Origin of the sequence: Metapseudomonas resinovorans (assembly GCF_002003485.1) — a bacterium.
GTDB lineage: Bacteria > Pseudomonadota > Gammaproteobacteria > Pseudomonadales > Pseudomonadaceae > Metapseudomonas > Metapseudomonas resinovorans_D.
The window spans coordinates 1-10,350 of the sequence record NZ_BDMA01000029.1; the positions used below are offsets into that span (position 1 = coordinate 1).

Consider the following 10,350-nt stretch of genomic DNA (forward strand, 5'->3'; position numbering starts at 1 on the left):
TGTAATCGCGCTGGCTACGTCGTACACCTTCTGCCATGGAGCTCTCCTGAAAATAAGGGCAAAGGTGTAAACCTTATTCAGGACGGGACACCGTTCACGAAAAAGCCCCGCATTCGCGGGGCTTTTTTATTGCATCGTCAGAGGGAGCCGCCGTTGTCGTCGCCCGGTTCGCCACCGGCATGTTGGCCGTGATCGTCCCCGACGTCATGGTCGGCGCCATCATCCGCGCCGTGACCCACGCCGTGAGCTTCGCCGACATCATGGTCCGCTCCGTCGTCTGCGCCGTGGCCAATGCCATGGGGGCCGCCATCGTCGTGACCGGCACCGTCGTCAGCGCCACGGTCGCTGTGGGAACTACCCTGGCCGCTATTGCCGGAATGACCGCCGCCGTCACCGCTATGGCCGCTGCCGCCGTGACCACTACCACTGCCGCCATGGCCTCCGCCACCGCTACCACTTCCACCGCCATGGCCGCCACCGCCGCTGCCACTACCGCCATGGCCACCACCGCCACCGCTACCTCCACCACCGCCTCCGCCGCTGCCGCCACCTCCACCTCCACCACCTCCCCCACCACCGCCGCCTCCCCCATCCTTGGCATAGGCAACCGATGAGCTGGAAAGATCGTCCGGAACAAAGGCAAACGACAGGCTCAGTACCGAGCAGATCGCCACCGCCAATACGCACTTCTTCAGCACCATGACCCGCCTCCGCTTGTTGTCCTCGACTATGTTCTGAACACTAGCCGTGAACCCCAGCGAACGTAACAGGATATTTCAGGCAAGCTGACCGGCGGCGAAATGCCCGGAAAACTGCGCCAGACCACCGATAACTTCCTCGACGACCTTCGCCGGCGAACGCAGCCAGGCGCTATGGGGATTTTCCGAGGCCGGCCTTGGAGAATGCAGCATGCGGACCTCGGGCTGTTCCTGGATCAATGCCGCCAATCCTCGGGTCGAGGCTTCCGGCGCAAAGGGATCGCCATGAATGCCAATGAACAGAGACGGTGTCGGGTTGCTGTGTGGATGGACCAGATCCAGGCCGAGGTGATCGAAGCTGCCCGTCCACGCTACCCGCCCCCAATCGCGCATCAGGCTGCGTGCTTCGTGGCCACCAAAGCCGATGGTCTTGCCAGGCAGGTAGCCGAACAGGGCTGTCAGCAGGTTGAAGCACAGCGCCACCGACGGGGTGAGCAAGCGCTGCCGGCCTTCCCAGTTACGGAAGTGGATATTCCCGCAGGCCACGCCCACCACAGCCACATCGGAATGCGGATTCGCTGCGGCGAACAACGTGGCGATGTGTCCGCCCAGGCTGTGGCCCAGAAGCACCAGTCGACCCTCTGAAAAATGCGCCCTGGCGGTGGCCAGCAGGCTCGGCACGAATTCATCGATCAGATCGCGGTAGCCATAGTCGAGCCGCCGGTTCGGGCGCGGGCCGCTTTCCCCCTGACCCGGCCAATCAACCACCAGCACCTGGTTACCGGCAGCGACCAAGCCCAGGGCAAAGTTTTCGTACTTGCGCGCGGCAACGCCCATGGCCGGCAGCAGGATCAGCACGGGGCCGGGGACGGAGGATCGATAGACGCGATAGGGGCACTCGAATCGCCCTGCGGAAAAGCGGAAAGCCTCGGTCACTTTGTTCTCCTTGTTCTGATCGAGAGGCGCGTGAACAATCTAGAGCAAACGCTCTAGCCACGCCATTGCAGAACCTCGGCCTTCGGCAAGACTCAGAAGATCAGGCGCGATAATCTCCGCCACACATAAACGGATTAAGGAACAGCTGAACCATGGGTCGAGTCGTTGCCGCCGCTGTATATGCCAAAGGCCGGAAAGTCACCGACATAACCCTCGATGAAGGCCTGCAATGGGCCAGCAAGCCGGGGCATTTCGTCTGGATCGGCCTGCATGACCCCGGTGCCGAGGAACTGAGCAACCTGCAACGGCAGTTCGACCTGCATGAACTGGCGCTGGAGGACGCACTCACCCGCCACACCCGGCCCAAGTTGGAAACCTTCGGCGACGCCCTGTTCCTGGTGGTGTATTCGCCCATCGAAGTGGAAGGCGAGTTGCAGTTCATCGAAACGCAGCTGTTCGCCGGCAACGGCTACATCATCAGCGCCCGCTACGGCGAGTCCGCCCCCTACTCCCGCGTTCGCCAGCGCTGCGAGGCGCGCCCGCTGCTGCTCGAGCACGGCGAGGACTTCGTGCTCTACGCCCTGCTCAGCTTCGTGATGGAGAACTACCGGCCGCTGATGGACAGCTTCCACTCGGAGCTGGAAGAGATCGAGCAGGCCGTGCTGGAACGCCCGCTGGGCCACGCCGACGTCGAACGCATCCATTGCCTGCGCCGCGACTTGCTGCGCCTGCGCCGCTACATCGGCCCCATGGGGGAGATCTGCGAAGAGCTGCAGCGCCTGGACTTCCCCTTCATCGACAAGCACATGCGGCCCTACTTCCGCGACATCGCCATTCACGTCAAACGCCTGCTGGAAGACCTCACCGGCCTGCGTGAAATGGCCGACCACGCCATCGAGATCGGCCTGCTGCTGGAGTCCTCAAGGCAGAGCGTGGTGCAGCGCAAATTCGCTGCCTGGGCGGCCATTCTCGCGTTCCCAACGGCGATTGCCGGCATCTACGGGATGAATTTCCAGTACATGCCGGAGCTGACCTGGCATTACGGTTACTTCGGTGTGCTGGGCGTGGTGGCCACGGGATGTACCGCGCTTTACGCCAGCTTCAAATACTACGGATGGCTGTGAAACCCGACCCGTGCAACGCCGAATCCAGCCCATGAAAAAGCCCGCCATTGGCGGGCTTTTATTGTTACGGTGCGACCGTCAGGCTGCGCGGTCGCGAGCGATGAATCGCATCATCCACTCGGCAACAGCGGCGCCCTGGTGATCACGATCCAGACCGCTCACACCCTGGTTGTAGACCTCATCGCCAAGGAAGTCCTTGCGCAGGTCCAGGATGGCACGGGAGTAGTCAGCAACGAACTCGGGGTGCCCCTGGAAGCACAGCACCTGATCGCCCACGGAGTAAGCGGCGTTCGGGCAGAAATCACTGGAAGCCAGCAGCGTGGCGTTCTCAGGCAGTTGGGTGACCTGGTCCTGATGGCTGATCAGCAGTGTCAGATCGTCCAGCAGCGGGGTCATCCATTCCGGCTTCTGCTTCAACTGGTAGCTGTGGGTGCCAACACCCCAGCCCTGGGTCGCGCGCTCGGTACGGCCGCCCAGCAACAAGGCCAGCAGTTGATGGCCGAAGCAGACACCCAGCAGCTTGTCACCGGCCTCGTAGCGAGCCAGCAGGAATTCCTTGAGCTTCACGATCCACGGATCGGCCCCGAAGGAATCAGCCTTGCTGCCGGTTACCAGGTACGCGTCGAACGTCGCATCGTCAGGCGGGTAATGCCCCTGCACCACGTTGTAGACACTGAACTCCGCGGGAATCGGTTGTTTGGCGAACAACTGCTCGAACATCAGGCCGTAGCCTTTGTATTGGTCGATCAGTTCGGGGCGGAGGATGTCAGTTTCGAGAATGCAGATGCGAAGTGGCATTAGCTCATGGTTCCTGAAATGCAGAGAGGCTCTATGTGGGGGAAATGTGCGTTTTATTTAACACAGTGACGGTGTGATTGAAATACCGTTTGATCCGTCCGCCCATAGCTACAGCCTAACGGCGCGATAGCCAGCCACAGGTGCCCCGCAATCCCTGCCGATTCTTCCGGGCCACGCCGCTCTAGTTCGCGGCGCTCGACGTCTCGTCAAGTAAAATTGACGCCTCTCTCGGGAACTATTGCTCCCGTCGATACTTACCATGCTTGAAGGTCGTTTTTTCATCGAAAGGATTTTCGCGACGCTACGCACCACCCAGTCCCCGGTCGCGGAGTCCAGCCATGAGCAACCTCACCGTCAAATACGCACGCAACGGCGCCCTCGCCAGCCTCGGCCTGTATTTCATCGTGGTGATGGTGGTTCTCGCTGTCAGCTTCGGTTACGAGCGCGGCCGCATCGGGGTGAGCCCCACGGACGGCTCGATGAGCTTCTACCAGCAACTCAGCCAGAGCATTCCCGTGCTGCTGGCGAGCCAGAAGAAGCCCAGCGGCAAGACCCAAGGCTGACACCCGAACAGGCCGACGACGATGAAGCAGCACAAGAACCGCCTCTATTTCCTTGCCGCCCTGGCGTTCATGACCAATGGCTTTTCGCTGATCGGCTGCGCTCACGGCTCGGTGGGTGCAGTCGCCAAGAACATCGAGGCCAACCACAACATCGCCCGCGCCATTGCCAACGAACGCGCCCTGGGTGTGCAGTCCGGCAACCCGCCGAGCGAGCGCGAATGGCAGTTGCCGGCCGCCTTCGACGTGAACTCGCTGAAGTGCTACAGCAGCCTTCTGGCGTGAATGTCGGCTGAACCCGGCCAGTTCAGTTAGACTGCCGCCCCGATTTTTCACTCAAGGGTTTGCCACCGTGTTCATCAAGGCATTACGAGTCGGCCTGGGCCAGCTGATCATCTTCCTCGACCTCATCACCCGTCCGCGCAAGCAGCGCCGCAGTCCGGAAGCGCAATCCCGGGTCGCGGAAGAGGCCTCCAGCCTCGCGCTGTATCAATTCAACGCCTGCCCCTTCTGCGTGAAAACCCGCCGCGCCATGCATCGGCTGAACGTGCCGGTTGCCCTGCGTGACGCAAAGAACGACGAAACCCACCGCGCTGCCCTGCTGGCCGGTGGCGGCAAGGTCAAGGTGCCTTGCCTGCGCATCGAAGAGAACGGCGAGAGCCGCTGGATGTACGAATCCAACGACATCATCCGTTATCTGGAAAGCCGCTTCGCCAAGGTGTAACCCCACACCGCGGACACAAAAAAACCGGCTCGTAGCGAGCCGGTTTTTTTATGCGGAGCTGAAACCTAGAAGTGTTCGCCCCGGTCCGCCTTGTCCAGCAACAGTGCCGGCGGCTCGAAGCGCTCGCCGTACTGTTCGGCCAGGTAGCGGGCGCGGGCGACGAAGTCGCGCAGGCCGTACTGGTTGATGAACTGCAGCACGCCGCCGGTCCAGGGAGCGAAGCCGATGCCGAAGATGGAGCCGATGTTGGCATCCGCCGTCGACAGCAGTACGCCTTCCTCCACGCAGCGCACGGTCTCGATGGCCTGGATGAACAGGATGCGGTCGCGCACATCCTCCTGCGGGATCTGCTTGTCGGCCTTCTCGAAGCGCGCCTTCAGCTCCGGCCAGAGCTGTTTCCTGCCCCCGGCCGGGTAATCGTAGAAACCGCCACCTGCGGCTTTGCCAGGACGCTTGTACTCGTTGACCATCAGGTCGATCACAGCGAAGGCCGGATGCTGCGGCAGCGCCTTGCCCTCGGCCTTGAGGTCTTCAGCGGTCTGGTTGCGGATGTGGGTCATCAGGCCCATGGAGACTTCATCGGAGATCGCCAGGGGACCGACCGGCATGCCGGTCTTGCGCGTCTCGTTCTCGATCATCGCGGCGGAAACGCCCTCGCCGAGCATGGCGATCCCTTCATTGGTGAAGGTGCCGAACACGCGCGAAGTGAAGAAGCCGCGGGCATCGTTGACCACGATGGGCGTCTTCCTGATCTGCAGGACGTAGTCGAAGCCACGGGCCAGGGTTTCATCCGAGGTCTTCTCGCCACGGATGATCTCCACCAGCGGCATGCGATCCACCGGGCTGAAGAAGTGCAAACCGATGAACTTCTCGGGCTTGGACACCGCCTGGGCCAGGCCGGTGATGGGCAGGGTCGAGGTATTGGAGGCGATCACCGCATCCGGCAGCGCGGCGGCCTCAGCAGCAGCGCTGACCTTGGCCTTCAGCTCGCGGTTCTCGAAGACGGCCTCGATGATCAGGTCGCAACCCTCGAAATCGGCATCGCTGGCGGTGGCTTTGATCCGGGCGAGGATGGCATCACGCTTCTCGGCCGCCATATGGCCGCGGCTGACGAGTTGGTCCAGCAGGCTCTGGGAATAGGCCTTGCCCTTTTCCGCAGCCTCCAGCGATACGTCCTTCAGCACCACGTCGATACCGGCGATAGCGGAAACGTACGCAATGCCCGCGCCCATCATGCCGGCACCGAGCACGCCCACTTTCTTCGTCACGTAAGGAGCCGGGCCTTTGGGCCGCGAGCTGCCGGCGTTGATCTCGTTCAACTGGAACCAGAAGGTGCCGATCATGTTTTTCGCCACCTGGCCGGTGGTCAGCTCGGTGAAGTAACGAGCCTCGATCAGCTGGGCGGTGTCGAAGTCGACCTGTGCGCCTTCGACGGCGGCGCACATGATTTTCTCCGGCGCCGGGAAGCAGCCCTTGGTCTTGTCACGCAGCACGGAAGGGGCGATGGCCAGCATCTGCGCCACATTCGGGCTGGACGGTGTGCCGCCGGGAATCTTGTAGCCGGCGGTATCCCAGGGTTGCGCAGCCTTGGGATTGGCGACGATCCAGGCGCGGGCCTTGGCCAGCATCTCGTCCGGGGTCTGCGCAACGTCGTGGATCAGGCCGGCCTTGAGGGCCTGTTCCGGGCGCACCTTGCGCCCTTCGGCGAGGTACGGCAGTGCCTTCTCGATACCCAGCAGGCGCACCATGCGCACCACGCCGCCACCGCCCGGCAGCAGGCCGAGGGTCACTTCCGGCAGGCCGAGCTGCACGCTGTTGTCGTTGAGGGCGATGCGGTGGTGGCAGGCCAGGCAGATTTCCCAGCCGCCGCCCAGCGCCGCACCGTTGATGGCAGCCACCACCGGCTTGCCGAGGGTTTCCAGACGGCGCAGCTGGCTCTTGAGGCCCAGTACCATCTGGTAGAAGGCATTGGCGTCGGCCTTGGTGACCTTGATCAGTTCATTGAGGTCACCACCGGCGAAGAAGGTCTTCTTGGCAGAGGTGATGATCACCCCGGCAATGCCGTCCTTCTCGACTTCGAGGCGCTCGACGGTGCTGGCCATGGCCTCGCGGTACACCGCGTTCATGGTGTTGGCGCTCTGGCCGGGCATGTCCATGGTCAGGACGACGATATTGTCCTGGCCTTTTTCGTAACGGATGGCGTCAGTCATTTTTCTTCTCCGCCTCAAACCTTCTCGATAATGGTCGCGATGCCCATGCCGCCGCCCACGCACAGGGTGGCGAGGCCATAGCGCAAGTTGCGCGCTTCCAGCTCGTCCAGCAGCGTGCCGAGGATGGCGCAGCCCGTGGCGCCCAGCGGATGGCCCATGGCGATGGAGCCGCCGTTGACGTTGACCTTCTCTTCCGGCACGCCCATGTCCTTCATGAACTTCATCACCACCGAGGCGAAGGCTTCGTTAACCTCGAACAGGTCGATGTCAGCCACGCTCAGGCCAGCCTTGGCCAGGGCCTTGCGTGTGGCCGGCGCGGGGCCGGTGAGCATGATGGTCGGGTCGGTGCTGGTGACGGCGGTGGCGACGATGCGTGCGCGGGGCTTCAGGCCCAGTTCCTTGCCCTTGGCGGCGGAGCCGATGAGCATGGCGGCGGCGCCGTCGACGATGCCGGAGCTGTTGCCCGGCGTATGCACGTGGTCGATGCGCTCGACTTGGCTGTACTTGCGCAGGGCGGTCGCATCGAAGCCCATCTGCCCCATCATCTCGAAGCTCGGCTTGAGTGCGCCCAGGCCTTCCAGGGTGGAGTCGCCACGGATGAACTCGTCATGGTCGAGCAGGACGATGCCGTTCTGGTCGGTGACCGGCACCAGGGATTTCTTGAAGGCGCCTTCGGTACGCGCACGCGCGGCCTTCTGCTGGGAGCGCAGGGCGAAGGCGTCGACATCGTTGCGGCTGAAGCCTTCGAGCGTGGCGATCAGGTCGGCACCGATGCCCTGGGGTACGAAGCTGGTATGCAGGTTGGTTTCCGGGTCCATCGCCCAGGCACCGCCGTCGGAGCCCATGGGCACGCGCGACATGGATTCCACGCCGCCGGCCACCACCAGATCCTCGAAGCCGGAGCGCACCTTCATCGCCGCCAGGTTCACCGCTTCCAGGCCGGAGGCGCAGAAACGGTTGATCTGCTGGCCGGACACGGTCTCGTCCCAGTCGGCCACCAGCGCTGCGGTCTTGGCGATGTCGGCGCCCTGGTCGCCCACTGGGGTCACGCAGCCGAGAACGATGTCATCGACCTGGCTGGTATCCAGGTCATTGCGCTCGGCCAGGGCGCGGAGCAGCCCGGCGATCAGGTTGACCGGCTTGACGCTGTGCAGAGCGCCGTCCTTCTTGCCCTTGCCGCGGGGCGTACGCACCGCGTCGTAAATGAATGCTTCGGTCATGGCGTCCTCTTGAGGCAGCTAGGCGGCACATCGGGTGCCCGTTGTTCTTGTCTGTCGACCACCGGTGCTCCGGCAGGCTATGGCTACCTTATCGCTATAGGCCATGGGCTCAATGACGGAAAAGCTCAGCCCTATTGACCGCTGCGCTCAGACGAACGGTCGGCTGATGGCCACTTGCTGGCGAAGGTGAAAGGGATGTGTCTGGCTTCGGGGCTGGTCGATAGCGATCAGCCACCCTCAATAGCCGCGCATTACTAGCAGCAGCGCGGTAGTTACCAACCGGTATAAGCGGAATGTGATGCCGGCCCTAGAGTTTGAAATGCAAGCAGCCGCTGCCGGGTTTTGCCGGAGTGGTGACTCGTCCAAAAGCCACGGAGGAAGGTGAGGTTCAGGGCCGGCCGTAGGGAGCCCAGACCGACGCACCTCCAACAACAAAAAAGGCAGTTGGCCATGTTCAAACAGCCGAAAATGCGGCAAGCGAGCCTTATCGTCTTTGCCACCACCGTCATTCTCATCCTTCCCAACCTGACCCGGCTGGTCAGCTGATCGTCAATATTCACCCTCAACTGGTCGTCCTGTGCTGCGTAGCCGCCCCTGCGGTCAACGCAGCGCGGGTAGCCACGCCTTGACTGTTTGGACGTCGAACCAGGCTCTGGTCATGACGAAAAACCGCGATCCCGTTGGCCTGCGCCACCTCCGATCAATTGTGCTAGGTTCGCTGGACATGCCTTATCCAGGAGCCGCCATCATGCGTACCCTGCTTGCTGTTCTCGCCTTGGCCCTGAGCCTGCCGGCCGCCGCCGGTGATACCGACCAGGCCGCCGCCGTCGAAGCCATGCACCAGCCCAATGCCGTGTTGATCGATGTGCGAACCCCGGAGGAAGTGGCCGGAGGCGCCATCCCCGGCGCGCACAATATTGGCTATGAGGAAATCGCCCAGAAAATTGCCCAGGTCGCCCCGGACAAGGACACACCCATAGTGCTCTACTGCCGCAGCGGCCGCCGATCCGGCATCGCCCAGGACAGCCTGAAGGACCTGGGCTACAGCCGGGTGATCAATGGTGGCGGCTACCTGGACCTGAAAACCGCCCTGCACAAGGACTGATCGATGCGCCATGCGCTTCTCGCCCTGCTCTTCTGCCTCACCCCGCTCCACGCCGCCGAGCTGACCCTGGACCTGCCCGGCGGCAACCGCACCTGGGACACCGCCGCCCTGCTCGCCCATCCCCAGGCGCAGGAGGTGACCATTGCAGACGACGTCTCCTACAAGACGACCATGCGCTATCGCGCCGTGCCGGTGGCGGCCTTGTTGGAAGGCATAAAACCTGACGAGCACCTGCAGGCCGTGGCGCTGGACGGCTTCGCCGCCGAACTGGCCGCAGCCCCGCTCTTGAACGACAAAGGCGCCCGCGCCTGGCTGGCCATCGAAGATCCGGCCAAGCCGTGGCCGCCACTGGCTGCCGGCAAACCCAGCGCCGGGCCCTTCTATCTGGTCTGGACCAACCCCAAGGTTGCCCGCATCGGCCCTGAGCAATGGCCCTTCCAGGTGGCGCGCATCCGCTATCTGCCTTCCGTGGCCGAGCGCTTCCCGGCCCTGCTCCCGGCCGATGACGCCAGCGCCGAGGTGCAGGCCGGTTTCGCCCAGTTCCAGAAGAACTGCCTGGCGTGCCATCGTCTCAATGGCGCAGGCGATGCCCAGTTCGGGCCGGACCTGAACATTCCCCACAACCCCACCGAATACTTCGCTGGCGATTTCCTCCCTCATTACATCCGCGATCCGCAGAGCCTGCGTCGCTGGCCTCAGGGCAAGATGCCGGGGTTCTCGAAGGAAGCGATTACGGATGAAGAGCTGGGGCAGTTGATTGGGTACTTGAAGCACATGGCGGGGAGGAAGGTGGCGCAGTAGGTTGGCTCTGGCACAGGCCTGTAGGGGCGAATTCATTCGCCAAGGAGGCCGAAGGTCTCCCTTCGAACTCCCTGCATCCCTCACCCGCCCTCACCCCAACCCTCTCCCAGAGGGAGAGGGGGCTGGCCTGAAGTGGCCTAATGATTCTGGACACCCCGATAGGGCGTTAAGCTG

Annotated in this window: 11 protein-coding genes; 7 read left to right on the forward strand and 4 right to left on the reverse strand. The window is 63.1% G+C overall.

Annotated features, from left to right (window positions below; genetic code table 11):
* Nucleotides 1-179 precede the first annotated feature (179 nt).
* The gene (locus tag MnOB_RS29580; RefSeq protein WP_158713787.1) at nt 180-614 is read left to right on the forward strand and encodes a hypothetical protein; all 435 of its coding nucleotides are present in this window, start codon (nt 180-182) and stop codon (nt 612-614) included.
* A gap of 162 nt (nt 615-776) precedes the next feature.
* Here the strand turns inward: MnOB_RS29580 and MnOB_RS09790 are convergent, their stop codons facing one another.
* A complete protein-coding gene (locus tag MnOB_RS09790; protein WP_077524035.1) occupies nt 777-1,634 on the reverse strand; it encodes an alpha/beta fold hydrolase in 858 nt (285 codons plus the stop codon).
* Nucleotides 1,635-1,786: 152 nt separating this feature from the next.
* Here MnOB_RS09790 and MnOB_RS09795 point away from each other — a divergent pair, with 152 nt between their 5' ends.
* On the forward strand, nt 1,787-2,758 hold the full coding sequence (locus tag MnOB_RS09795; protein WP_077524036.1) for a magnesium and cobalt transport protein CorA: 972 nt from the start codon (nt 1,787-1,789) through the stop codon (nt 2,756-2,758).
* Nucleotides 2,759-2,836: 78 nt separating this feature from the next.
* Here MnOB_RS09795 and MnOB_RS09800 read toward each other — a convergent pair whose 3' ends face one another.
* A complete protein-coding gene (locus tag MnOB_RS09800) occupies nt 2,837-3,556 on the reverse strand; it encodes an amidotransferase (protein WP_077524037.1) in 720 nt (239 codons plus the stop codon).
* A 338-nt stretch (nt 3,557-3,894) separates the two neighbouring features.
* Here MnOB_RS09800 and MnOB_RS09805 point away from each other — a divergent pair, with 338 nt between their 5' ends.
* The 3 genes from MnOB_RS09805 (at nt 3,895) to MnOB_RS09815 (ending at nt 4,840) form a co-directional block, all read left to right on the forward strand.
* A complete protein-coding gene (locus MnOB_RS09805) occupies nt 3,895-4,119 on the forward strand; it encodes a hypothetical protein (protein WP_077524038.1) in 225 nt (74 codons plus the stop codon).
* A gap of 21 nt (nt 4,120-4,140) precedes the next feature.
* Complete coding sequence (locus MnOB_RS09810; protein ID WP_077524039.1) at nt 4,141-4,401, forward strand: hypothetical protein; 261 nt, start codon at nt 4,141-4,143, stop codon at nt 4,399-4,401.
* A gap of 67 nt (nt 4,402-4,468) precedes the next feature.
* A complete protein-coding gene (locus MnOB_RS09815) occupies nt 4,469-4,840 on the forward strand; it encodes a glutaredoxin family protein (protein ID WP_077524040.1) in 372 nt (123 codons plus the stop codon).
* A 65-nt stretch (nt 4,841-4,905) separates the two neighbouring features.
* Here MnOB_RS09815 and MnOB_RS09820 read toward each other — a convergent pair whose 3' ends face one another.
* Both MnOB_RS09820 and MnOB_RS09825 read right to left on the reverse strand, forming a co-directional pair.
* Complete coding sequence (locus tag MnOB_RS09820) at nt 4,906-7,050, reverse strand: 3-hydroxyacyl-CoA dehydrogenase NAD-binding domain-containing protein (RefSeq protein WP_077524041.1); 2,145 nt, start codon at nt 7,048-7,050, stop codon at nt 4,906-4,908.
* Between the two features lie 14 nt (nt 7,051-7,064).
* Complete coding sequence (locus MnOB_RS09825; protein WP_077524042.1) at nt 7,065-8,270, reverse strand: acetyl-CoA C-acetyltransferase; 1,206 nt, start codon at nt 8,268-8,270, stop codon at nt 7,065-7,067.
* Nucleotides 8,271-9,018: 748 nt separating this feature from the next.
* On the opposite strand from MnOB_RS09825, the gene MnOB_RS09830 reads away from it, so the two are divergent.
* Complete coding sequence (locus tag MnOB_RS09830; RefSeq protein WP_077524043.1) at nt 9,019-9,375, forward strand: rhodanese-like domain-containing protein; 357 nt, start codon at nt 9,019-9,021, stop codon at nt 9,373-9,375.
* 3 nt (nt 9,376-9,378) lie between these two features.
* Complete coding sequence (locus MnOB_RS09835) at nt 9,379-10,176, forward strand: c-type cytochrome (RefSeq protein ID WP_077524044.1); 798 nt, start codon at nt 9,379-9,381, stop codon at nt 10,174-10,176.
* The last annotated feature ends 174 nt before the right edge of the window (nt 10,177-10,350 follow it).

What these genes read in the sequence shown, in the direction of transcription:
- MnOB_RS09795 (WP_077524036.1), top strand. Translation starts at nt 1,787, where the DNA reads ATGGGTCGAGTCGTTGCCGCCGCTGTATATGCCAAAGGCCGGAAAGTC.
- MnOB_RS29580 (WP_158713787.1), top strand. Translation starts at nt 180, where the DNA reads ATGTTGGCCGTGATCGTCCCCGACGTCATGGTCGGCGCCATCATCCGC.
- MnOB_RS09820 (WP_077524041.1), bottom strand. Translation starts at nt 7,050, where the DNA reads ATGACTGACGCCATCCGTTACGAAAAAGGCCAGGACAATATCGTCGTC.
- MnOB_RS09800 (WP_077524037.1), bottom strand. Translation starts at nt 3,556, where the DNA reads ATGCCACTTCGCATCTGCATTCTCGAAACTGACATCCTCCGCCCCGAA.
- MnOB_RS09830 (WP_077524043.1), top strand. Translation starts at nt 9,019, where the DNA reads ATGCGTACCCTGCTTGCTGTTCTCGCCTTGGCCCTGAGCCTGCCGGCC.
- MnOB_RS09835 (WP_077524044.1), top strand. Translation starts at nt 9,379, where the DNA reads ATGCGCCATGCGCTTCTCGCCCTGCTCTTCTGCCTCACCCCGCTCCAC.
- MnOB_RS09825 (WP_077524042.1), bottom strand. Translation starts at nt 8,270, where the DNA reads ATGACCGAAGCATTCATTTACGACGCGGTGCGTACGCCCCGCGGCAAG.
- MnOB_RS09810 (WP_077524039.1), top strand. Translation starts at nt 4,141, where the DNA reads ATGAAGCAGCACAAGAACCGCCTCTATTTCCTTGCCGCCCTGGCGTTC.
- MnOB_RS09805 (WP_077524038.1), top strand. Translation starts at nt 3,895, where the DNA reads ATGAGCAACCTCACCGTCAAATACGCACGCAACGGCGCCCTCGCCAGC.